Raw genomic sequence first — 23,898 nt, forward strand, 5'->3', positions numbered from 1 at the left:
GAGTCTTCGCCGCCGGGGCGAATACTCAGCCCAGCACGGTGGCGACGATGCCGGAAAGGTAACCGAGACGGGCGATTTCGGACGGACGGAAGTCCGGGCCACCGGGGCGGCCGAGCATGAGCACCTTGCCGGTGTTGCCGAGCGGCGCGGCGGCCAGCTTGGTGTCCATGTCCTTCCAGATCTGCGGCACCCAGTCGGCCTCGCCGTCCAGGGCGGTCGGCTTCTCCAGGGGCATCCAGGGTGCCTCCGCGGCCTGGGTCTCGGGTGCGCTCTGGCTGCCCACCAGCCGGAACGCGCCCTGCGGACCCATGTCCAGCACGGTGCTCCAGCCGACGCGCAGCACCCGCGGTAGACCGTCGACGAGCACCTGTAGCCGATCGTCGCGGGCCCCGGCGACCTGATCGATCAACTCGAGTTCGCGATGCGTGTCCAGCACCCCCGAATACGGGCGCAGGGAATCGACGCGCACGTCCTCGAGCGATTCGGCCGCCGTGATCAACGTGTCGGGCAGCGCGCCCGGGGTGACCTCGACGACGATGTCGTCGATGGCGTAACCGGCCCCGCGGTCGACTACGTCGAGTGAGAGAATGTCCGCGCCCACCGAGCCCAAGGCGAGGGCGAGAGATCCGAGACTTCCTGGGCGATCCGGAAGTTGCACGCGGAGCAGAAATGACACGTGCGTCCCTTCCTTCCTGTGCGACCGAAACTTTCGGACGGGTACCCGAGCCTGGTCATCTTTACACCCGAGATGCCGGGCAATCGACTCGAAGTATCCGCAGTGACCTACATCACTCGCATTGTGATCCTCATCGGCCGTTCATGCCACCGAAGCCGGGTGGACGTTGAGCGGTCAACCGAATGTCCTCGATCCCATGTCCCCGATCCCACCCACCTCCAAGAGCGTCGAGTTCCGTCAACCATCGCCAACGCCGACAACTAGGTCACCCAGTTCCGCCAGCTCCGAATAAGGCCGACTGCAATGGTCGGGGCCCGGCTCGATTCTGGACTGACGGAGCGGGGGAGCGAAGCGGAGGAGCGGAGGAGGGAAGAATCGAGCCTCAGGGGCCCCGACCCCGCCGGAGCGAAGCGGAGGCCAAAGACCCAGTAGGCTATCGGTGTCAACCGGCGAGATCGTCTTGATGCCGGACCTGTTCCACGTTCGAACCTGCCGAAAGGGGTCCCGCGGTGCCCGCCATCTCCCGCGACGAGGTTGCACACCTCGCCCGGTTGTCCCGGCTCGCTCTGACCGACGAAGAGCTCGATCTGTATGCGGGCCAGTTGGATTCGATCCTGAGCCACGTGCAGGTGATCTCGGAGGTCGCCGCCGACGTTCCCGCCACCGCGTCGCCGAATCCGACCACGAATGTGACTCGTGCGGACGTTCCGGTGGAGTGCCTGACTCCCGACGAGGCGCTCTCGGGCGCCCCGGCGGTCGACGAGCAGCGGTTCCTGGTTCCGCAGATCCTGGGGGAGGGCGCATGAGCGAGGCGGATCTGACCCGGTTCTCCGCGGCCGAGCTGGCGGCGAAGATCCACGCCCGCGAGGTGTCCTCGGTGCAGGTCACCGAGGCGCACCTGCAGCGGATCGCCGAGGTGGACGGGGAGTACAACGCCTTCCTGCACGTCGCGGGTGAGCAGGCGTTGCTGACCGCCGCCGAAGTCGATCGCGCGATCGCCGGCGGCGAGGTGGCTTCGGCGCTGGCCGGTGTGCCGCTGGCGCTCAAGGACGTGTTCACCACCACCGATATGCCCACCACCTGCGGATCCAAGATCCTCGAGGGCTGGGTGTCGCCGTACGACGCGACGGTCACCGGCAAGTTGCGCGCGGCGGGTATCCCGATCGTCGGCAAGACCAATATGGACGAGTTCGCAATGGGCTCGTCGACCGAGAACTCCGCCTACGGCCCGACCCGCAACCCGTGGGACACCGAGCGGATTCCGGGCGGTTCGGGTGGCGGTTCGGCCGCGGCGCTGGCCTCGTACCAGGCCCCGCTGGCCATCGGCACCGACACCGGCGGCTCGATCCGGCAGCCCGCCGCGGTCACCGCGACCGTGGGCACCAAGCCGACCTACGGCACGGTGTCGCGATACGGCCTGGTCGCGTGCGCGTCGTCGTTGGATCAGGGCGGTCCGTGCGGTCGTACGGTGCTGGACACCGCGCTGCTGCACGAGGTGATCGCCGGATACGATCCGCGTGATTCGACCTCCCGCAATGTCCCGGTGCCCGATGTGGTGACCGCGGCTCGCGAGGGTGCGCGCGGGGATCTGCGCGGCGTGAAGGTCGGTGTGGTCAAGGAACTGCATTCGGACAGCTATCAGCCCGGTGTGCTGGCCTCCTTCGATGCCGCCGTCGCCGCGCTGAAGGATCTGGGCGCGGACGTGCTGGAGGTGTCGTGCCCGAACTTCGAGCACGCGCTGCCCGCCTACTACCTGATCCTGCCCAGCGAGGTCTCCTCGAACCTGGCGCGTTTCGACGCCATGCGGTACGGCCTGCGCGTCGGTGACGACGGTCAGCACAGCGCCGAGCAGGTCATGGCCGCCACTCGTGAGGCCGGATTCGGCCCGGAGGTCAAGCGCCGCATCATGATCGGCACCTACGCGCTCTCGGCCGGGTACTACGACGCCTACTACGGTAAGGCGCTCAAGGTCCGCACCCTGATCGCGCAGGATTTCGACCGCGCCTACGAGCAGGTCGACGTGCTGGTCTCGCCGACCAGCCCGTTCACCCCGTGGAAGCTGGGCGAGAAGGTCAACGATCCCCTCGCGATGTACCTGTCGGACCTGTGCACATTGCCGACCAACCTGGCCGGGCACTGCGCCATGTCGGTGCCGTCGGGGCTGAGCGCCGACGACAACCTTCCGGTGGGGTTGCAGATCATGGCTCCCGCCCTCGCCGATGATCGGTTGTACCGCGTGGGTGCGGCGTATGAGGCGGCGCGCGGGCCGATTGCCTGAATCCCGCAAGGGATTTCGGCGCTCGCGGGTAGCAGACGGCTGAATGGTTGCTTCGAAGGCCGGAGTCGCACTCCGGCCTTCGGGCTATCCACGTAGTCGCGCACCGGAATGTGTGCAGGCCGCCGACCATGCGTTGATCTCATCTGCGGAGGGAGGTCGACATCCAGGAAGCCGGAGACCGTCAGCCTCTTCGTCTGCGCCGATGAGCTTGTGGCACAACGGATTGTGAGCCAGGTTTCGCCCGCATGGTGATCGGTCAGCATGTCCCCAGCGTGGTGCCCTGATCGGTGCCGTAGCGATGGCCGTGGCCCGGAGTCGGGGTGAGGGCGGCGAGCAGGTCGACGCTGGTCTGGAGGAAGCCGACGATCGGGATCCACGGCGGGTGCGGGGCCATCGGGGCGGGTGTCGGTGAGATTCGGTGGGCGCCACAGTGATTCGGTGGACCACTGGACGACCGGGTCGGAGGAGTTGGCCAGGATGCGGGCGTCGGCGTGGTGGACGCGGTCGGCGGGCGGGCCCGCCCACAGGGCCGCGCAGACGCGGTGGCGTTGGTCGGCGTCGTCGGTGAAGACCGAACTTCCGGCGGTCGCGCCGAGGCTCTGGCCGTAGATGTACAGGCGCGGTGGATGTTTCAGCTCGGACAGGCGGTGTTCGAGCGCGGTGAACAGGGTCCGCTGGGAGCGTTCGGCGGCGTCGCGGCCGAATACGTAGCCGACCCAGCTCGGTGTGTCGGAGTATTGCACGGTGACCAGGGCGACATCTCCGGCGAAGCGCCGGGCCAGACCGGTGACCGCCAGATCGTCGACCCAGCCCGATCCGGTCGGGGCCATCACGACGAGATTCGAGCGATTCAGCCCGCCGGTGCGTTCGAGTTCGCGGATTGCCAGGGCGACACGGGAATTCAGGTCCGCTGCCGAATCCAGGCTCGCGTAGACCCGCACGGAGCGCCCGGCCGGTGCCGACATGAACTTGCGCCCCTGAGTTCCCAGCGCGGACCAGGAGATCGCCGATTCGCCACTGCCCGAAAGGCTTTCGGCGACCGGCCGGATATTCGCGGTCGGTACGTCGGCGCGCGCGTCTGCGGGCCGCCGCCCATCGGCCATCGCGGGGAGCAGCGCGATCTGGAGCGCCAGCGCCGCGACAATCGTCAGGGTGACGCTTCGCGCCCGCATCGCCCCTCGAACCAGCCACCGCACCACCCGCGCACACCCGATCAACGCACCCGCCACAAGCCCCGCCGTGACAACACACTCGATCCAGTAACCCACCCCGATATCCGGAAACCCCATCGCCTCCCGCAACCGGTTCTGCCACCAGTCGGCCCGCACCCCCGCCAGCCCCACCACCAATCCGCAGCCCACCACGACCACACCGCGAACCCACCGCCCCATCGTCCAGAACTGCCAGCACCGCAACACAATTCGCACACCAGCACCCACCCCGACGAACAACATCACCAACACCCCGGTCATCACCCCCTGCACGATCGGTGTTCGCGGCAGCAACCCCGGAGCCAGCGCGACCACCATCCCCGACGTAGCGGCAATCGTGGTGCCGGGCCGCGGCAGCGGAAGACGCCGTATCGGCAGCAGCAACCGTGGTCCCGGCGCGGCCATCGTCTCCGATGTGGTGGCAATCGTGGTGTTGGGTCGTGGTATTGGAAGACGCCGTATCGGCAGCAGCGACCGTGGTCCCGGCGCGGTCATCGTCTCCGATGTGGTGGCAATCGTGGTGTTGGGTCGTGGTATTGGAAGACGCCGTATCGGCAGCAGTAATCGTGGTGCCAATACGGCCAGCATCTCCGACGTGGTCGCAACCATGGTGTTGGGCCGCGGAAGCGGAATGCGCCACGTTCGCGACCACAACCCGGTGGTCCGTGTCGCCACTGCCCTGGACACCCCCGTACCTCCGGTGTACTCGTGCCGACGCGGGACACGCTCGGGCCTGGAAGTCTCACCGGATTTGCGGTCCGTTCGGATGTGAGCAGTTGACGAACTCATCGAGACTCCTTGCCTCCGTGTTGAATTCCGTGCAGACCGGGATCTGACGGTGGAGTGTGCACACGGTGCGACAGCTGTCGCTGCGGTGATCGGGCGCGCGGATTCGGTAGCAGCCCTTGCCGGTTCGACTTCTCGGCCGGAGTTGTTCGACGACAGCGGTACGAGTTGGCTGTGCATCCGGCGAACGTGGCGCGCACGGTTGGCGAAATGCGCGGTGTGTCCGACGAACGTGGCGTGCATGCTCGGCGAAAAGCGGGGTGCGGCCAACGGAAGGCGCAGTGCGGCTGGCGAAACGCGTAGCGCGGCCGTGTCATTGGGGTGGCTCGGGGCGATCGGCCGTCGTGCGGGTGCGCCGCCTGCCGCGCGCGATCTCGATGACCAGGAGTGCGAGGGCGCTGAGTATCAGGGCCGCGGGGGCGGCGATGGTGAGGAATTGGTGGCCGAAGTGTTCGCCGGAGAGGCGGTGGCCGAAGAGGTATTCGGGGCGGGGTGGGGCGTAGTTCTGGCGGCGGGAGTTGAGGTCGACGGCGGTCGCGGCGACGGTGGCCATGGTTCGGCACTGGGCTCGGCGCAGGCCGTGGCGGTCGGCGCAGGCGGCCTGCATGCGATTCTCGAGGGCGCCATCGATCGCCTGGCGGGCCCAGGGGCCCAGCGGCTGGCCGTGGTCGTCGGCGTAACGCAGCAGGTCGTAGCCGAGGTCGTGGGCCTGGCAGGCGGTGCGGAACTCGATCGGCAGCCGGACTGGTGAGGAACACCCACCACCCGGATCCACCAGCAGCCCACCGGATTTCACCGGACGATACCCACGCTCGGCGGCAAAATCCTCCGGCAGCACCACCTCGTCGGGATGTGGTCCGACCAGGCCCGCCACCGCCACCCGGGCCGCGGAATTCTCCCCGGGTGCAATCCCGACGGCAGCCCCGGCAACCGGCTGCGCGACGACGAACACAGCCACAGCGAGCGCCCCGCCCCCGGCCAGCATCCGCCCCCACCACACCTCGCGTGCGGTCGAGGTGGAACGGGAGTCGCGGCGGATGGGGTCGACGCGCTGCGGGACTGCGGCTCGGTGCTCGCTCATGGTTCGAAAAGGTATGAATCCGAACGTGAATCGGGCCTCACGCTGGGGATCTGTTCCCGAGCGGGCACGGTGGGGGAGCCCGGTATCGCACCAGTACCGGGGTAGGGGGTGCGAATTCACCCGCGGGTATGACGGAATCGGGTGGGCGGGGTTTCTAGGGTCGTGGGTATGGCTCGGAGGATGCGGATGCTCGCGCGCACGGCGCGGGATCCGAAACAGGTGCGGTTGTGGTTCGACATCGCCACCGTGGTGGTGGCCGTGACCATGTTCTCGGTGGCCTGGCCGACCTTGCATCTGACGCATCAGGTGCCCGCTGCGGCACAGCCGTTCATCGCGGGACTGGCGGCGCTGCCGATCGTGCTGGTGCGGGTGAATCCGGCTCTGGGATGGTCGATTTCGGCGGGCTCGGCACTGCTGATCGCGTTGGCGATTCCGCATCAGCCGGGCAACAACCTGCCGTTCCAGGTCGTGCACATCCTGGTGTTCTTCCCGCTGCTGTTCGCGGTCGCGGTGCGTGCGCACATCCGGATGGTGGTGATCGCCTGGCTGTGCTCGGCGCTGCTGTTCGCCACCACGATGGCGGACGCGGATCAGTCGGTCGCCTCCTCCGCGTTCGGCTGGCCGATCGCGATGACGGCTCTGGTGCTGTTCGGTCTGCTGGTGCGCTGGCTGGTGCTCTCGCGCCGGGCGCTGGTCGAACAGGAGGAGGTCAGCGAGCTCGAACGGGCCCGCCGCACCGTCCTCGAGGAGAAGGCGCGCATCGCCCGCGATCTGCACGACGTGGTCGCGCATCACATGTCGATGGTGGTGGTGCAGGCCCAGACCGCGCCCTACCGGATCGACGACGTATCACCTTCCGCGCGTGCGGAATTCGAATCGATCGGCGCGTCGGCCCGGGACGCGCTCAACGAGGTCCGCAGCATGCTGGGCGTGCTGCGCAGCGACGGCCAGCTGCCCGAGCACGCACCGCAGCCCGTGGCCGCCGACGTGCTGCCGCTGCTGGAGGGCGCGCGCCGGGCCGGTGTCCCGATCGACTGGACCATCGAGGGGCCGCTGCACACCGTGCCGGACACGGTCGGCCTCGCGCTGTACCGGATCGCGCAGGAATCGCTGTCCAACGCCTCGCGGCACGCCCCGCACGCGGCGGTGCGGCTGAGCCTGATCGTCCGGACCGAGAGCGTGGAGCTGACCGTCGTCAACGCCCCTGGCGAATCTCCGGTCGAGGGCACCCCCGGCACCGGCATCGTCGGGATGCGCGCCCGCGCGGAATCCATCGGCGGCACCCTCACCGCGGAACCGCGCCCCGACGGCGGGTTCGAGGTCCGCGCGAGCCTGCCGTCCAGCCCCTCCGTCATTGCCGCACCGCCCGCGCTGCCGTAGTTCGCGGCGGCCCGGGAACTGGTGCGGCAGATCGATACCGCGCATGGGAGACTCGTCACGATGCTCACCTACTTCCAAGCCATCGTGATCGGTGCGCTGCAAGGCGTCACCGAGTTGTTCCCCATCTCCAGTCTCGGCCATTCCGTGCTGGTCCCGGCGTGGATCGGCGGCAGCTGGCAGGAGCTCGTCACCCAGGGAGATTCCAGTTCGGGCACGCCGTATCTGGCGTTCGTGGTCGCTCTGCACGTCGCGACGGCGATCGCGCTGCTCGGGTACTACTGGCGGGACTGGCGCGACATCATCATCGGATTCGTGCAGACCCTGCGCACCCGCCGCATCGAGACCTCCACCCAGCGGCTGGCCTGGCTGATCGTCATCGCCACCATCCCGGTCGGCATTCTCGGTCTGGCCCTGGAACATCCGCTGCGCACGCTGTTCGCCACCCCGATCTACGCGAGCATCTTCCTGATGCTCAACGGTGTGGTGCTGATCGTCGGCGAGGGGCTGCGTCGCCGCAACGCGCCGTCGCTCTCGGACTACGGACGCAAATTCGCCGAGGACGAGGCGCGCGCCTCGGGCCACGACGGCGAGGTGCTGACCGAGGAACATCTCGCCTCCGACGAGCGGCTCGCGGCGTTGAGCGTGAAGGATGCGCTCGGCATCGGACTCGCCCAGTCCGGCGCGCTGCTGGCCGGATTCAGCCGTTCCGGCCTGACCATGATCGGCGGCCTGCTGCGCGGCCTCGATCACGAGGACACCGCCAAATTCGCCTTCCTGCTGGCCACCCCGGTGATCCTGGCCGCGGGCGTGCTGAAGCTGCCCGAACTGGCCGGTCCGCAGGGGCGCGACATCATCGGTCAGGCCGTGGTCGGCTCGATCGTCGCGGGTCTGGCGGCGTGGTTCGCGGTGCGTTTCCTGGAACGGTTCTTCAAGACCCGCACGATGCTGCCGTTCGCGGTGTACTGCCTGATCGTGGGTCTGCTGTCGATCATCCGATTCGCCTGAGGCAGCATCCGTGCCCATCACCGTGTTGATCGCCGACGATCAGGCGATGGTCCGGCAGGGCTTCGGCGCGCTGCTGGCCGCGCAATCCGACATCAGCGTCATCGGTGACGCCGCGAACGGGCAGATCGCGGTGTCCGAGGCCAAACGCCTGCGCCCCGATGTGGTGCTGATGGATGTGCGCATGCCGGAGATGAACGGCCTCGATGCCGCGCGTGCCATTCTCGCCGCCGGATTCGATCCGCCGGTGCGGGTGCTGATGTTGACGACGTTCGATATCGACGACTACGTGTACGAGGCATTGAGCCTGGGGGCCAGTGGTTTTCTGCTCAAGGACGCGCCGGCCGAGGAGTTGGTGCGCGCGGTGCGGGTCGTCGCGGACGGTCAGGCGCTACTCGCCCCGACGGTCACCCGGCGGCTCATCGCGGATGTCACCCGCAGACGCGCCCGCCGCACCCCGTCCCCGGCGTTGAACGCCCTCACCCCGCGCGAACGCGAGGTACTCGAACTCCTGGCCCGCGGGATGTCGAACATCGAGATCGCCGAGGCGCTGTTCGTCGCGGAGCAGACCGTGAAAACGCATGTATCGAAGGTATTTTCGAAATTGGACCTGCGTGATCGGGCGCAGGCGGTGGTGCTGGCCTACGAATCGGGTCTGGTGACGCCGGGCTGAATTTCTCCAGCAGGAAGTACAGAGTGCAGGTCGAGTAGTATGCGCGTGGCATCGACTCACACCACCGTCCCCGCGCACGCGGGACGCGCCCGTCGCCGGAAGGGGGTCGTAGATGTTGCAGAGCGGTGATGTGTTCGCCGGGTTCTCCGTCGAACGCCTCCTCGGTCAGGGCGGTATGGGGTCGGTCTATCTCGCGCGGCATCCGCGACTGCAACGGCAGACGGCGCTGAAGCTGCTGAACCGGGAACTGTTCGCGGACGCGGAGATTCGCGCGCGTTTCGAGCGCGAGGCCGATCTCGTCGCGCAGCTCGATCACCCGAACATCGTGGCCGTCTACGACCGCGGCGTCGAGGACGAGCAACTGTGGATCAGCATGCAGTACATCGACGGCGTCGACGCGGCCACGGTGGATCCGCGCACCCTGCCGCCCGAGCGCGCGGTGCAGATCATCGAAGGTGTCGCTGCCGCACTGGATTACGCGCACGGCAACGGGGTGCTGCATCGGGATGTGAAGCCCGCCAACATCATGCTGGGCCGCGATACCAACGGCAAGGGCGAGCGGGTCTACCTCACGGACTTCGGAATCGCCCGGCTCCGAGAGGATTCCACGCATCTGACGCAGGCCGGGATGTTCACCGCGACGCTGGCCTACGCCTCGCCGGAGCAGATGACCGGGTCGCCGCTGGACAACCGCTCGGATCAATACGCGCTGGGGTGTGCGCTGTACTGGTTGCTGAGCGGGACCGGGCCGTTCGATTCGGAGGATCCCGCCGAGCTGATCCACGGTCATCTGCAATTGCCGTTGCCGCCGGTGAGCGCGCGTCGGCCCGGGTTGAATCCGGCGATGGATCTGGTGCTGGCGCGGGCGATGGCCAAGCGGGCGGTCGACCGGTTCGCCAGCTGTGCGGATTTCGCCGCGGCGGCGAAGCAGGCGTTGACCGCGCCGGTGCCCGTTGCGCCGCCGGTTGGTGCGGTGCCGCCCGTGGGGTTGCGTCCGGGGGTGCCGTTGGCTCCTGCGGGAGTGCCACCGGTCGGGGTGCCGCCCGCGGGAGTGCCGCCGGTCGGGGTTCCGGTCGCCGGGTCGGCGATGAACGGGCATCAGGTGGGGGTTGCGGTCCAGACGCCGCCGGTGCCTCCGCAGGGTGGTTTCTCACCGAATCCCGCTGTGCCGCAACCGGTTTCGAAGCAGACCTCCAACCTGCTGCTGTGGGGTGTGCTGGGTGTGGTCGCCCTGTTGGTCGTCGTCGGCGTGGGCCTGCTGGTACTCCCCGGCGGTTCGCATCCCGAGGTTGCCGGGCCGAAGGCCACCGCACCGGCGACCGCGTCGGGAGCCGTGACGCCGAGCACGATGGGGCGTTCGGATCCGGTCGACGAGATCGAACATTCCTTCCCGACGCTGCTACCACAGGGGGGCGCGAACGCCGGGGAGGCGTATCAGGGCCGGATGTCCTGCCAGCGCAGCCAGGCCGGTGAGCCCGGCAAGGTGCTGCTGAACGACCCGGTGACCAGTGCGGTCCGGCGCACCGACCCACTCGCCTCGACGAACTGGATCGGAGCCTGGGAATGCACCGCACGCCAGACCTCGTTCAGTTACGCGATCGTGGTATTCGACAGTCCCGCCGCGGTCCAAGCCGCCCTGGCCCAGGCGCCCATCACCCGGACCACCACCAGTAGCAAGGGCGGTACCTCCTGCACCGTCCGCAAGTGGATCGTGCCGCAGGAGGGGATGCAGACCGAGGCCGCCGAGATGCTCGTCTCCTTCGAATCCGATCCGGCGCGGGCGAATACGCTGCTCTACGCCTACAACACCGGTCCGGTGGAGATGATGGCCGAATCTCCCGCGCACGAGGTGCTCGACAAGTGGTGGGATCAGACGCCGCTGTGAAGCGTTCGCGCACAACGTGATCGGGTGCTGTGCGCGCGGGACACGCGGTGGCGCAGGCTATTTGCGGGCGACGGCCGCGTAGGCGGAGACCTCCGCGTCCATCTTCTCGGGAGTCGGAGCACCGTCCGGACGCCAGCGGTGCGGGACCTCGACACCGGGATCGATCAGCTCGAATCGCTCGAAGAAGCGGGCGAATTCGGCCTTCGACCGGACCTGGCAGGGCAGGCCGCTGTGGCGGTAGATGTCGACGACGGTGCCGATCGAGGTCGGATCGAAGTCCGGGGTCACATGGGTCATCACCAGATACGAGCCGGGCGCGAGACGGTCCATCAGGGTGTCGACGATGCCGTGCGGGTCGCGGTCGTCGGGGATGAAGTGCAGCAGGGCGTTGAGGCTGAGCGCGATCGGCCGGGTCAGGTCCAGGGTGTCGTGCAGGCCGGGGGATTCGAGGATCTGCTCGGGTGTGGTGACATCGGCGGAGACGTAGTTGGTGCGGCCCTCCGGGGAACTCACCATCAACGCTCGGGCGTGCACCAGGACCAGCGGATCGTTGTCGGCGTAGACGATTCGCGCGTCGGGCGCGACCTGCTGGGCGACCTGATGCAGATTCGGCTCGGTCGGGATACCGGTTCCGATGTCGAGGAACTGACGAACACCCGCGTTCGCGAGATAACGGGTCACCCGGTGGATGAACGCCCTGTTCTGCCGTGCGGCCACCCGCACTCCGGGCCAGATGCCCACCACCTTCTCCGCCGCCTCCCGATCCGCGCGGTAGTGATCCTTACCGCCGAGGTAGTAGTCGTACATCCGGGCGGTATGGGGCTGATCCTTCTGGAGGTCGACAGGAGGGCCGGGTTCCACAGTTCGGAGTCCTTTCGAAGTCGATGCGATATCAAGGTAGCAAGCGGTCGCTCGCCGGGCGTGTCGTTCCGGCCTCGGGCACCCGCGATCGTGCGTCCGGCAACAGCCTCGCCCCGGTTGTGCTGCGACGGTGTGCTTTTGACGCTTGGTCGCCGCCCGGTGCGTGTGGGAGGGTGATCTCCCATGATCGGCGGACAGCGGATGCGGATGCGGTGGCGGCCCGAGGCGGGGCGGCTGGTGACGTTGATGGCGGTGGCGTTCGGGATGACCGTCGTGATCACGCGGCTGTACCTGATGGCCTCGGGATATCCGAAGATCGGCGGCAGCGTCTATCACATCGCGCACGCCCTGTTCGGCGGGTTGCTGCTGGTGATCTCCTGCCTGCTGTTGCTGATGTCGTCGGGGCGCACGGCGATCACCTGGGCCGCGCTGCTGTCCGGGGTCGGGTTGGGGTTGTTCATCGATGAGGTGGGCAAATTCATCACCGCGGACAACAACTACTTCTTTCCGTTGGCCGCGCCGATCATCTATCTGGCCTTTCTGCTGACCGTCGCGGTGGCGCGGATGTCGGCTCGGCGGCGGACCAGGCATCCGGAGCTGGCGTTGGGGGCGATCACCGAGGAGATCGGGCAGTTCGTCGGCGATCGGATGAACGCCGCGCGCCGGGCCGAACTGCTCGCCGAACTGCGCGACATCGATCCGGGTGGCTGCGGCCCGGAACATCGCGAACTCGTTGTCGCACTGCACGATTACCTGACCGCGCTGCCGTGTGACACCGAGCCCGAACTCGGGCGGCGGCTGACCCGGATAGGGGTGGGGCTCGAGAACCGGTTGCTGCCGTTGCCGCTGTTGCGTGGCGTGTTGATCGTGGTGTTGATCGCGCACGGGGTGTGGTCGCTGTTGCGTCTGGTGCTGGCCGGGGTGGTGATCGCGGGGTGGCATTCGCACTGGCACGAGGTCGACCACATGCTCGACCTCACCCAGGGGCACGGCTGGAAATCCTTGGTGGCCTTGGGGATTGCGGCCGTCGCCGAACTCGCGGTCGGTATCGGCTGCGCGGTGGGCGCGGTGGCGTGGACGCGCGGGAACGAGGAACTCGGTGTGCGCCTTGCCATCTGGTCCGATGTGGTGTCGCTGACCGTGGTGAACGTGCTGGCGAGCTACTTCAGCCAGTTCCTGACGGTGTTCACCGCGATCGCCGAGGCGTTGTTGCTGTGGGCGCTGGTGCGGTACCGCGATCGGCGGGCCCGGCAGCTGCGAACGGAGCAGACCGCGGACGCGGCGAACGACGGCGCGGAGGCCGCGTCGTAGGGCTCGGGCGATACTCATGCCGAGTACTCCCGTTCGATCTGGCGCAGCAGTTTCCTGGACTTCGTCTCGCTCAGGGCCACCGCCGCGATGGCCGCGAGCGCGTCGGCGTACAGCTCGATCTCGGCGGGTTTGTCCAGATATACGGCTCCGACGTAATTCTCGAGGAATACGACCGGGTTGTGCATCAGCGACGGGGTCGGAAATCCCGGGAATTCGAACAGGACGAACGGACCGGTTTGCAGGCCGAGATAACCACCGGCCGCCAAGGGGACGACGCGGACGGATATGTTCGGACGGGCGCTCAATTTGTACAGGTGATGTATCTGGGATCGCATTACCGCCGCGCCGCCGATCCGATGACGCAGTACCGCCTCGCTGATCAATATCTCCAGTTTCGGCGGGTCCGGCGAATCGTGCAGCCGGGATTGGCGTATTTCGAGTACTTCGAGATGCCGTTCGAATTCCTCGTCGCTCAGTTGCGGCCGGTGATCCCGTGCCAGCGCGCGGTGGTACTCGGCCGTCCGGACGAGGCCGGGGAGCAGGGTGAGCTGGAAGGATCGGATGCGGCTCGCGGCTTCCTCCAGGCTCATGTACAGGTCCCGATCGAGGAGGATCGCGTCGGCGTAGGACTGCCACCAGCCGTCCTTGCGGGACTCGTCGGCCAGCCACAGCAGGTTGGCCAGATCCTCGCCCTCGACCCCGTAGACGCGGCACAGCGCCCGCACGGTCGGCTTCTTGATCTCGGCGGTGCGCCCGCGCTCCAGCCGCCACAGGGTCTGGCGGGCGATCTCGGCGAGTTCGGCGGCGGCGTCCAGGGTGAGGGCCGCGGCCAGTCGCAACTCGACCAGCCGTCTGGCGAGCAGCCTACGTGGCACGGTGGTCGGTTCGATCGTCATGAGGCCCCCTTCGGCTGTGGCTGCTGTATTCGGCGTGATCGGAGCGTGATCTGTCGGTGGCGGGTCCACGAACGACTGTAATAACTACCACCGACAAACTCGAAGCTCCGAGCCGAGGCCGGGTGCGACCGAATATTCCGTCAGGAATATCCGTACCGGAATTCACCGTGCTGGAATCCGTGAAATGAATCGGCCCTGTGAAATCGGTCGCGACACGGAAAGGGCCGCCGACCTACTCGGAGAGGGCGGCGGCCCGGGAAGCGGAAGCGGTCAGCCGAAGAAGGCGGCGGCCTCGTCGTGCCTGTCCTCGGGGACGAGTTTGAGTTGCTTGGTGGCCTCGGAGAGGGGGACGAGGTCGATCTCGGTGCCGTGCAGGGCGACCATCTGGCCGAAGTGACCGTCGTGGACGGCCTCGGTGGCGTGCACGCCGAAGCGGGTGGCCAGCACCCGGTCGAAGGCGGTGGGGGTGCCGCCGCGCTGCACATGGCCCAGCACGGTGGTGCGGACCTCCTTGCCGATGCGGCGTTCGATCTCCACACCCAGCTGATGCGCCACACCGGTGAAACGTTCGTGACCGTATTCGTCGATACCGCCCTGACGCAGCGCGAACGAGCCCTCGGCGGGTTTCGCGCCCTCGGCCACCACGCAGATGAAATGCGAATCCCCGCGCTGGAAACGCCGTTTGATCATCGTGCACACCTCGTCGACGTCGAAGGGCACCTCGGGCACCAGCGTCAGATGCGCGCCCGCCGCGATACCGGCGTTCATCGCGATCCATCCGGCGTGCCGGCCCATCACCTCCACCAGCATGACGCGCTGATGCGATTCGGCGGTGGTGTGCAGGCGGTCGATGGCGTCGGTGGCGATGGTGACGGCGGTGTCGTGGCCGAAAGTCGTATCGGTGCAATCGATGTCGTTGTCGATGGTCTTGGGCACGCCGACCACCGGGACGCCCTCGTCGGCCAGCCAGCTGCCCGCGGTCAGCGTGCCCTCGCCGCCGATCGGGATGAGCGCGTCGATGCCGTTGTCGTCCAGTGTCTGCTTGATGCGGCCGAGCCCGGCGCGCAACACGTCCGGATTGGTGCGCGCGGTACCGAGCATGGTGCCGCCCTTGGTGAGCAGCCGGTCGGTGCGATCGTCGTTGTGGATGTGGATCTTTCGATCCTCGAGTAGTCCGCGCCAGCCATCCCGGAACCCGACGATCGCGTCCCCGTACCGCCCGTTCGCGGTACGGACGACGGCTCGGATGACGGCGTTCAGTCCGGGGCAGTCTCCGCCTCCGGTCAAGACTCCGATGCGCATACCGGCTATCTTGCCCTACTTCCGGCCGCTACCTCGTTGCGGCGGTCCGAGCGCCGGTCTCGCGCCCGCGCCGCCGATCCACGCCGGGGCGATCGCTGTCTTTCGATCGGTGGCCGACGATCCGGATGTGTGCCTCGATGACGCTCAGTGTGGCTGTGCCGCTTGGGTTTCGGCGAAGACCGGCCGGGAGTTCAGTCGCGGGTACACGCGGCGTGCGTTGTGTTCACAGAGCTGCGACAGGTCCGCGGCATCGAGATCCGCGTGCTCGAGGTAGCTCCCGGTGTCGTCGAAGTGACGGCCGCTGCACGGATCGATATCGCGCACGGCGCCGATCATCTCCGAGGCGAACAGGATGTTGGCGTGCGGGATCACCTCCAGCAGGGTGTCGATACCCGGCTGGTGGTAGACGCAGGTGTCGAAATAGACGTTGCCGAGGATGTGATCCTCCAGGGGCGGCTTGCCCAAGGCCATCGCCAGGCCGCGGAATCGTCCCCAGTGGTACGGGCCCGCGCCGCCGCCGTGCGGGATCACCAGGCGCAGGCCGGGGAATCGGGTGAACAGATCGCCCTCGATCAGCTGCATCAGCACGGTGGTGTCGGCGTTGAGGTAGTGCGCGCCGGTGGTGTGGAAGGCCGGGTTGACCGAGGTGGAGACGTGGACCATGGCGGGCAGGTCGTATTCGACCATCGCCTCGTAGATCGGGAACCAGCTCTCGTCGGTGAGCGGCGGCGCGGTCCAGTAGCCGCCGGACGGGTCGGGGCTCAGATTGATGCCGACGATGTCGTGTTCGTCGACGCAGCGGCGGATCTCGGCCACGCAGGTCGCCGGATCGACCCCGGGGGACTGCGGCAGCATTGCCGCGGGTGCGAAGCGGTCGGGGTAGAGGCGGGCCACTCGTGCGCACAGGTCGTTGCAGTGCCGCGCCCAGTCCTGCGAGGTGCGGACGTCACCGATGTGATGGGCCATGAAGGAGGCGCGCGGCGAGAAGATCGTGAGGTCGATCCCGCGGGCATCCATGAGTCGTAACTGATTGCCCCGCAACGATTCCCGGATCTCGTCGTCGGAGATCCGCGGGCCTTCCGGTGGCGGCGGCGGACCACCGGCCAGGGCCTGGATCTGCGCGTTGCGCCAGTCGGCCAACCCGGCCGGAGCGGTCGTGTAATGACCGTGGACGTCGATGATCACTGCGTTCTCCTTCACGGTCCGCGGCATGGGTGGGGTACCTGCGCCGAGCCGTCTAGGAGCCTATATGTTCACATTATTGTTGACAATAGAGTTGGCAATCTTGGTTGGGGTGTGGGATCGGTGGGGGGACGCCCGAGGAAGCGGGGACGTGAAGGCGTGGGCGTTGGCTCAGTCGCGAGTGGGCATCGGCCCGGCAGACGCGGCCCGTCGAGTGGGTTCGAGCAGGCCGGTCGATCGATCCCGCTAGTGCGCCGCGGCGCAGGTGCCCGCGGGAAGGGCGCTGAGGTGCTGGGTGATCAGCGGGACGATCTTGTTCAGCATCGCGGTGCCGTCGTCGAAGGAACCCGAATTGGCCTGGGCGGCAATCGCTACCGCCATCTGACCGTTCGGAGTCGTCACCAGGCCGAACTGCCGGACCAGGTAGTTGCCCGAGGGGTCGGGACCCCAGCCGCCCTTGAACACGACGTTGTCCAGATGCCCGAGGCCCCATTGCTGGCCGGGGACCACCTTGCCCATCAGATCGGTGACCGTACTCGCGTCGGGCAGGCACGGCAGATGCGCGGCGAACCGCGCCTGATCGCCGAGCGCCCAGGCGGCCTGGCCGAACGCCGAATAATCCGCCCGGGCCCGGATCGAGGGCACCCTGGTGGTGGTGTCGCCGCCCTGCTGCAGGATCTTCTGCACCGACTGCGCGGCCTGATCGGGGGTGCCGAGCGATTGCCAGAGCGAATCCGCGGCATTGTTGTCCGATTCGGTGATCGCCGCGGACATCGCGTAGCTGGGGGTGTTGCCGTTGCTGTTCAGTACGGCCAGCGTCAACGGCACCTTCATCGTCGACCAGGCCGCGCCGGTGGTCCAATCGCCCATCGAGGCCACGGTGTCGCCGCCGACGGCCATGATCGCCATCCCGGCGTGGCCGCCCAGGGTCGGCAGCAGGGAGGCGAAATCGGCGGCGAGCGTCCCGGGCAGCGCCACCACCGGGCCGGGGCTGGTATCGGTCGGCCGCGCCGGGATCGGATTGACCGGAGCGGCCGTGTCGTTCGTGGCATGCGAGCACGCCGCACTCGCCAGCAGGGCCAACCCGCACACGGCTGCCCCGAGGCTCCTGCGCCACCTGTTCGGTTCTGTGGGAACCCGCACCCGGCCACCTCCACATCGCGCGGTGGCTCGCGTCCACCGGTCAGTCGTGGAATTCTGTGCCGTCACGCCCCGGTGGTCAAATGCACCGGTTCGCGATGGCGCATATGTGCCGGGTCGCCTGCCGTTCCAGCACCCGGCCCGAGCGATCGCGGGCCGGGTGTCGTGGCGAAATCGCTTGCGCTGGAACGGCTTTCCGGTCAGTACACGTATACGATCGCATTGTCGCCGCCGGTACAGGTGACCAGGCGGCCGGTCGCCTCACAGGTCATCGAGTACGAGCGGCCCGTGGTCGGGCTGACCGCGACGATCGAGGTGGCCGAATCCGTGCCCGAATTGGCGGCGGCCTTCGCGTACGCCTTGCGCACCGCCTCGGCGAAACCGCAGCTCGTCTGGGAATTGCCCGAGGCGGACCGGGTGAACTCGGTGTCCTGACCCGACGAACTCGACGAGCACGAGGTGGACCCGACCGGCGGGGTCGAGGTGGCCGCGCTGGTCGTGGTCTCCGAGCTCTGGGGCGCCGGTGCGGCCTGCGCTCCGGAGGTGGCCGCGACCGCCGCGGTCTGCTGGGCGGCCGACGAACTGGACGTCGGGGATTTGCCCAGCACCTGCCAGCCGACCACGCCCACGCCGACGGCCAGCGCCGCGCCGAGGAAGCCGAGCACTACCGGCACCGCGACCGAACGCTTCCGCTTCGGTTTGCTACCCGGATCGTCGTATCCGGTGTCGGCGTAGTCGTAGTCCTCGGCGTAGGCGCCGTTGTCGTCGGGGCCGTAGCCCAGGACGGAATGCGGTGTGCGGTCGTCGTATTCGCCCTGCTCGTACTCGCCCTGTTCGTATTCACCGGAGGCGTAGTCGTTCTCGTCGTAGCCGCCTTCGTCGTACGTGCCGTCGTCGTACTCGTTCCGGCCGTATTCGTTTGCCGCATAGCTGGTTTCGTCGTATTCGGCGTAACCGTGGACGCGGGTGGCGTTCGGGTCGTAGTCGTCGTACCCGTCCGCGTAACCGTCCTCGGCGCGGTAATCGGCCTCGTCATCGGCGCGGTAACCAGTCTCGCTTTCACCGCGATAATCGGCCTCGCGGTCGTACCCGTCCTGCGATTCGTACTGCGAATCCTCCTCGTATTCCGCGTAACCCGCGCCGATCACGCCCGCGGCCGCAGCACCCGCGGTGGTGCCGTGCGGCAGCAGTTCGGTGTGCGGTGACGAGTCGTCCGACTCCGGTGCCCGCAGCGGCAGAATCGACGTCGGCGGGATCGGGGCCGCTGCCTGCGGCGGCAGATTCAGCCCCGGATCGTCCGACTCCGGTGCGCGTTGCGGGAGTTTCGGCATCGGCTGGATCGCCTGTTGCGGCATCGGGGGCGTCGACGGGTCCGACTGCGACCCTCGTTGCGGGAGTTGCGGTGCTTGCTGGTCCGATTGCGTCCCTCGCTGCGGAAGCAATGACGTCGACGGGTCAGGCTGGGACGTCCGTTGTGGCAGTTGCGGTGCCGATGCGTCCGATTGCGGCGCGCGTAGTGGAAGCGACGGTGACGACTGTTCCGACGGTGAGGTTCGTGGCGGGATCGGGATCGATTGCGATCCGCGTTGGGGCAGTTGTGGTGCCGACGGGTCCGATTGCGGCGTGCGCAGTGGAAGTGACGGTGACGACTGCTCCGAGGGCGATGTTCGCGGTGGGATCGGGATCGATTGCGATCCGCGTTGGGGCAGTTGTGGTGCCGATGGATCCGATTGCGGCGTGCGCAGTGGAAGCGAGGGCGACGACTGCTCCGAGGGTGATGTTCGCGGTGGGATCGGGATCGATTGCGATCCGCGTTGGGGCAGTTGTGGTGCCGACGGGTCCGACTGCGACGCACGCTGAGGTAGTGGCGGCTGGTCCGATTGCGTCCCTCGCTGGGGAAGCAGCGATGTCGACGGGTCGGACTGGGACGTCCGTTGTGGGAGTTGTGGTGCCGATGGGTCCGACTGCGGCGTCCGCAGTGGAAGCGAGGGCGACGACTGTTCCGAGGGTGAGGTTCGTGGCGGGATCGGGAGCGATTGCGATCCGCGTTGCGGCAGCGGGGGTTGGGGCGAATCCGCGACCGGCTGTTGGAGTTTCGGTATCGACCCGGTCTGTGGCGCGCGCTGCGGCAGCTTCGGCGGCGGAGTCGGATCGGCCGCACGCTGCGGCAGTACCGGCTCCTGCGGCGCGAACTCGAACTCCTCCCGGGGCATGCGGGTGGGGTCCGCTGGAGTGATCACCGGCAGGTCGTTGCTGGTATCGCGCTCCTCGGGATCCGGCGGCGCGATGATCCGAAACGAACCGGTCGTCTCGTAACCGCGCGGGGCGGGTGCGGGTTCGTCGGGAATGTCCTGATCCGCGGCGGTCGGGACGGGCCCGCGCGCCATGGCGTTGGTCGTCGCGTCCGCATCCGACCGGACACCCGTGCCGGTCCGCCCGACCGCGGCCATCGAACCCGTCGTCGGCGCGCTCTCCTCGCGCGGCTCGGACGCGAACTCCTCATGCGGCTGATCGTCACCACGAGGCTGGAACTGCGCCGCGATCGTCGGCCCGTCGGGGCCGAACGGCTGGAACGTCGTCGGTTCCAACACCGGCCGCGGCGCACCCGGTCCGGGAGCCACGCGCTGGGGCAGTGGCGGCAACGGACCCGGCCGCACCGCGCCGGTCTCCGGCGGACGCGGCGGCGCGACCGAGGCCGGCGCGGGTGGCGGCGGCGGTGCGGCGACAGTGGTCTCACTCGCACCCGACAGCCCCACCGCGGCGCGCGCGGCCCCGGCGAACTCACCGGTCGTGGCGAACCGATCGTCCGGAGACTTCGACATGGCATGCGTGAGCACCGCGTCCAGCGCCTCGGGCACATCGGACCGCTGCCGACTCGGCCGCGGCGGCGTCTCGGACAGATGCGCGCGGATCAGCGAACTCACGTTCTGCACCGGGAACGGCGTCGAGCCGGTGAGGCACTCGTACAGCACGCAGGCCAGCGAATAGGTGTCCGAACGCCCGGTGACCGGCCCGGAGTCGAATCGCTCGGGCGCCATGTACGTGTACGACCCCGCGGTGACGCCGACCATCGTGGTCGCGCTGTCCCCCTCGCTGCGGGCGATCCCGAAATCGGTGAGGAAGGCGAAATCGGTCGGCGTGACGAGAATATTGGCCGGTTTCACATCGCGATGCACCAGACCCGCGCCGTGCGCCGCGTCCAGCGCCGTGGCGATCTGCTCGACGATGTGCACCGCGCGTTCGGCCTCCATCGGCCCCTGCCGACGCAGCAGTGCGCGCAGGTTGTCCCCGCGGATCAGCCGCATGTCCAGGTAGAGCATGCCGTCGATCTCGCCCGCGCGGTTGATCGGGACGATGTGCGGATCGGCGATGCGCGTCGCGGCGTGCGATTCGCGGCGGAACCGCTCGCGATAGCCGGGATCCTGGGCCAGTTCCTCGGGCAGCAACTTCACCGCGACGACGCGATCGTTGTGGGTGTCGTACGCCTCGTAGACCTCGCCCATGCTGCCGCGGCCGAGCATGGAGCGCAGCTCGTACGGACCGAATCGGCCGCCGGTCCGCGGCCGCGATGCGTTCACCGGTGAAACCTCCGTCCCTGGGCAGGGTGCGACACCCGTGCCCGGCTGTCTCACCGGGGTTGCCTGCCCCTCTTACGCCGACGATTCTCCAGGTGTGACTACGCCGTGGTCAAACGCGAACACGATCGCCGCGGCTCTGTCCCGTAACCCCAGCTTTCCGAAAATGTGTCCGACGTGGCTCTTTACCGTGACCTCCGAGATCCCCAGATCCGCGGCGATCTCGGTGTTCACCCGTCCGCGACCGATTCGCTGCAACACCTCGTACTCGCGCGCGGTCAGGTCCTCCAGACCGGAGCGGGCCTTCGCGGGCGTCGGCGCGACCGTGCGGTACGCCGACAGCACCCGCCCGGTTACCGAGGGATCGAGCCAGGAACCGCCGCCCGCGACCGTGCGGACCGCCCGGATCAGATCCTCGGCGGGGGAATCCTTGAGGATGAATCCGGCCGCGCCCGCGCGCAGTGCGCCGGACAGCAACTGATCGTCGTCGAAGGTGGTCAGCACCAGTACCGGCGGCGCGTCGGTGCGCGAGCGCAGGATCCGGGTGGCGTCGATACCGCCGACGCGCTTCATCCGCAGATCCATCAGCACCACATCGGCGGGCTGGGCGGCGAGTGCGGCCGGGACCTCGTCACCGTCGGCGCATTCGCTGACCAGGAATCCGTCGCGGCGGCGCAGGATCCGGCGCAGGCCGCCGCGCACCAGTTCCTGATCGTCGACGACGAGGACACCGAGCGTGTTCTCCTCGGCGGACGAGGTTCCGGGATTCACATACCCTCCTGGAGTTTTCGGGTCAGAGCGGTGAACGCGTCGCGCACGGTCCGCAGATGTTCCTCCGATCCCGAGACCGGGCAGCTCAGGCCGGCGGAGGCGGCGGCGATCGGGAATCCGGCGCGCACCTCCCACTTGCCGTCGCCGGGACCGGCGGTCAGGCTGCCGCCGATGAGGGTGGCGCGCTGGCGCATCCCCGTGATGCCCATGCCGCGGCCGCGTCGGGTCGGGGCCGGGCCGCTGAGCGTATTGGTGACCACCGCGGTCACCTGGGCGTCGGTCACCTCGATGCGCACCGCGGCCGCGGCATCGGGTGCGTGTTTGGCGATATTGGCCAGGGATTCCTGACTGATCCGGAACAGCGCCAGACCCGTTGTCGCCGAGACGGTTCCGATATTTCCGGATACCGAGTACTTCACGTCCAGGCCTGCGCGCACGAAATCCTCGACCAGGGCGTCGATATCGTCGATCCCGGGCTCGGGGGTCAGGCTGGACGGGCGCTGGTCGAGCAGGCCGACGGTGTGCCGGATATCGGCCATCGCCTGGCGGCCGAGGCGTTCGGCGTCGGTGAGCGCGTCGATCGCCTCCTCGACGTCGCGGTCGGTTTGCAGCGAGTGGCGGGCCGCGGTGAGGTGCAGCAGCGTCACGCTCAGTGAATGCGCGATCACATCGTGCACCTCGCGGGCGATCCGGCGGCGCTCCTCGTCGGCCGCGTGACCGGCGCGGATCTCCTGGTTCTCGCGTTCCTTGTAGAGATACATGCGCTGGTACTGCATCATCAGCCCGACCAGGATGCCCAGCGGGACCGCGATGAGATAGGTGGGCAGCGCGTCGATCCCGGGACCCACGAAGTGGAACAGCAGCAGTTCCAGCAGGGCGATCGCGGCGAACGGCACACTGATCCGTTTACTGGCGATGGCCGCGACCTCGCCCGCGACGACCACCAGCACGAACGGCGAGGCATCCAGCCGCACCGGCTGCAACAGGAAGATGCCCTGCGCGATCAACCCGACCGCGCACAGCGCCAGCGGTTTCGGCGGGACGCCGAAGATGGTCAGGATCGGGAACGCGAAGGTGACCAGCAGCAGTGCCAGGATCGGCAAACCGGTCTGGACGTAGTCGTGCCGCTGGATCACGGCGGTCACCGCGGCGATCGACAGGGCCACGTCGGCGCTGACGATCATCGCCGGTGGATAGTCGAACGGCAGCTCGGCCATGTGCCGGTCGAAGGTGCCGCGCGGATCGTGCCAGAACTCCACGATCCGCTGGTGGGCATGACGCCAGCCGACGACCCCCTGCCAGAGCACCGCGGCCAGCAGCACTGCGGCAGCGGTCAGCACGATGATCCGCAACGCCTCCATATATCAAGGCTAGCCAGTGGGTGTGACACCCATCATCGTCCCTGGAGCGGGCTCGCGCTCCTACCGGAGTAGGAGTCGAACTCACGCCCTCGGCACGACGATTCGCCGCTCCCGCGTCCGTAGCGTCGAATCCACAGCGTTCGGCGGACCGATGCCGGCGCAGGAGGGAAGGGGTGAGAGCCATGACCTGGCAAGATCTGCACGCCCGTACCGAAACAATGGATGCGGTGCTGGCCCGCGCGGCCGTCGATCCGTCGAATCCCGATCTGTTGCAGGGGATTCCGGATATCGATCGACTGTTCGGCGGGCCCGACGGCCTGCTGGCCGCGCTGCAATACCGCTGGGACAACCATCTGCACGTCAAGCTCGAACTGGCGTTGCTGCAAGGACAGTCGGCCGCCGAGGCATATCTCGAGCTGGCCGCGGAACAACCCGTGCTGCGCGCGGTACTCGATGTGCAGGACGTGCGGCGGTCGCAGGCGGCCGCGGAGCGGACGGCCGAGGTGCTCGTGCGCTGACGACATGCG

At 68.1% G+C, this 23,898-nt stretch carries 18 protein-coding genes and 1 pseudogene; 8 read left to right on the forward strand and 11 right to left on the reverse strand.

The features are described from left to right. Positions 1 to 25: 25 nt before the first annotated feature. On the reverse strand, positions 26 to 676 hold the full coding sequence (locus NRB20_RS31560) for an ACT domain-containing protein (RefSeq protein WP_319945640.1): 651 nt from the start codon (positions 674 to 676) through the stop codon (positions 26 to 28). Between the two features lie 509 nt (positions 677 to 1,185). On the opposite strand from NRB20_RS31560, the gene gatC reads away from it, so the two are divergent. After that, positions 1,186 to 1,482 (forward strand): Asp-tRNA(Asn)/Glu-tRNA(Gln) amidotransferase subunit GatC, encoded by a 297-nt coding sequence (gene gatC / locus NRB20_RS31565; protein WP_319945641.1) that lies wholly within the window; start codon positions 1,186 to 1,188, stop codon positions 1,480 to 1,482. Beyond that, positions 1,479 to 2,954, forward strand: a complete 1,476-nt coding sequence (gene gatA / locus NRB20_RS31570) for an Asp-tRNA(Asn)/Glu-tRNA(Gln) amidotransferase subunit GatA (protein ID WP_153415050.1) — start codon at positions 1,479 to 1,481, stop codon at positions 2,952 to 2,954. Before gatC ends, gatA begins: the two co-directional genes overlap by 4 nt. Before the next feature lie 560 nt (positions 2,955 to 3,514). Here gatA and NRB20_RS39410 read toward each other — a convergent pair. Beyond that, positions 3,515 to 5,194 (reverse strand): annotated as a pseudogene (locus NRB20_RS39410) (alpha/beta-hydrolase family protein); the annotation flags it as partial. A gap of 70 nt (positions 5,195 to 5,264) precedes the next feature. Next, positions 5,265 to 6,032, reverse strand: a complete 768-nt coding sequence (locus tag NRB20_RS31580) for a hypothetical protein (RefSeq protein ID WP_153415051.1) — start codon at positions 6,030 to 6,032, stop codon at positions 5,265 to 5,267. 168 nt (positions 6,033 to 6,200) lie between these two features. Between NRB20_RS31580 and NRB20_RS31585 the strand changes: the two genes are divergently transcribed. The 4 genes from NRB20_RS31585 (at position 6,201) to NRB20_RS39100 (ending at position 10,972) form a co-directional block, all read left to right on the forward strand. Then, positions 6,201 to 7,412: a sensor histidine kinase gene (locus tag NRB20_RS31585; RefSeq protein ID WP_227834051.1), complete on the forward strand. Its 1,212-nt coding sequence runs from the start codon at positions 6,201 to 6,203 to the stop codon at positions 7,410 to 7,412. Between the two features lie 60 nt (positions 7,413 to 7,472). Then, a complete protein-coding gene (locus tag NRB20_RS31590) occupies positions 7,473 to 8,417 on the forward strand; it encodes an undecaprenyl-diphosphate phosphatase (RefSeq protein WP_153415052.1) in 945 nt (314 codons plus the stop codon). A 10-nt stretch (positions 8,418 to 8,427) separates the two neighbouring features. Next, positions 8,428 to 9,087: a response regulator transcription factor gene (locus NRB20_RS31595; protein WP_319945642.1), complete on the forward strand. Its 660-nt coding sequence runs from the start codon at positions 8,428 to 8,430 to the stop codon at positions 9,085 to 9,087. Between the two features lie 112 nt (positions 9,088 to 9,199). Next, the gene (locus NRB20_RS39100) at positions 9,200 to 10,972 is read left to right on the forward strand and encodes a serine/threonine-protein kinase (RefSeq protein WP_153415053.1); all 1,773 of its coding nucleotides are present in this window, start codon (positions 9,200 to 9,202) and stop codon (positions 10,970 to 10,972) included. A 57-nt stretch (positions 10,973 to 11,029) separates the two neighbouring features. Here NRB20_RS39100 and NRB20_RS31605 read toward each other — a convergent pair whose 3' ends face one another. Next, complete coding sequence (locus NRB20_RS31605) at positions 11,030 to 11,833, reverse strand: SAM-dependent methyltransferase (RefSeq protein WP_319945643.1); 804 nt, start codon at positions 11,831 to 11,833, stop codon at positions 11,030 to 11,032. 183 nt (positions 11,834 to 12,016) lie between these two features. Here NRB20_RS31605 and NRB20_RS31610 point away from each other — a divergent pair, with 183 nt between their 5' ends. Continuing rightward, complete coding sequence (locus NRB20_RS31610; RefSeq protein WP_227834072.1) at positions 12,017 to 13,144, forward strand: hypothetical protein; 1,128 nt, start codon at positions 12,017 to 12,019, stop codon at positions 13,142 to 13,144. A gap of 14 nt (positions 13,145 to 13,158) precedes the next feature. On the opposite strand, the gene NRB20_RS31615 is transcribed toward NRB20_RS31610, so the two are convergent. The 7 genes from NRB20_RS31615 to NRB20_RS31645 form a co-directional block, all read right to left on the reverse strand. Beyond that, positions 13,159 to 14,040 (reverse strand): helix-turn-helix domain-containing protein, encoded by an 882-nt coding sequence (locus tag NRB20_RS31615; protein WP_153415056.1) that lies wholly within the window; start codon positions 14,038 to 14,040, stop codon positions 13,159 to 13,161. A gap of 270 nt (positions 14,041 to 14,310) precedes the next feature. Beyond that, positions 14,311 to 15,342: an ATP-dependent 6-phosphofructokinase gene (locus NRB20_RS31620; protein WP_153415057.1), complete on the reverse strand. Its 1,032-nt coding sequence runs from the start codon at positions 15,340 to 15,342 to the stop codon at positions 14,311 to 14,313. A 144-nt stretch (positions 15,343 to 15,486) separates the two neighbouring features. After that, positions 15,487 to 16,527, reverse strand: a complete 1,041-nt coding sequence (locus tag NRB20_RS31625) for an amidohydrolase family protein (RefSeq protein ID WP_319945644.1) — start codon at positions 16,525 to 16,527, stop codon at positions 15,487 to 15,489. Between the two features lie 243 nt (positions 16,528 to 16,770). Next, positions 16,771 to 17,616: a serine hydrolase gene (locus tag NRB20_RS31630; protein ID WP_153415059.1), complete on the reverse strand. Its 846-nt coding sequence runs from the start codon at positions 17,614 to 17,616 to the stop codon at positions 16,771 to 16,773. 248 nt (positions 17,617 to 17,864) lie between these two features. Beyond that, a complete protein-coding gene (locus NRB20_RS37755; RefSeq protein ID WP_319945645.1) occupies positions 17,865 to 21,242 on the reverse strand; it encodes a serine/threonine-protein kinase in 3,378 nt (1,125 codons plus the stop codon). Between the two features lie 72 nt (positions 21,243 to 21,314). Further along, a complete protein-coding gene (locus NRB20_RS31640; RefSeq protein WP_319945646.1) occupies positions 21,315 to 22,010 on the reverse strand; it encodes a response regulator transcription factor in 696 nt (231 codons plus the stop codon). Further along, the gene (locus tag NRB20_RS31645) at positions 22,007 to 23,371 is read right to left on the reverse strand and encodes a sensor histidine kinase (protein ID WP_153415060.1); all 1,365 of its coding nucleotides are present in this window, start codon (positions 23,369 to 23,371) and stop codon (positions 22,007 to 22,009) included. Before NRB20_RS31645 ends, NRB20_RS31640 begins: the two co-directional genes overlap by 4 nt. 182 nt (positions 23,372 to 23,553) lie before the next feature. Between NRB20_RS31645 and NRB20_RS31650 the strand changes: the two genes are divergently transcribed. Next, the gene (locus NRB20_RS31650; RefSeq protein WP_153415061.1) at positions 23,554 to 23,889 is read left to right on the forward strand and encodes a hypothetical protein; all 336 of its coding nucleotides are present in this window, start codon (positions 23,554 to 23,556) and stop codon (positions 23,887 to 23,889) included. The last annotated feature ends 9 nt before the right edge of the window (positions 23,890 to 23,898 follow it).

This window comes from Nocardia macrotermitis (assembly GCF_009604405.1).
GTDB classification, from domain to species: Bacteria; Actinomycetota; Actinomycetes; order Mycobacteriales; family Mycobacteriaceae; genus Nocardia; species Nocardia macrotermitis.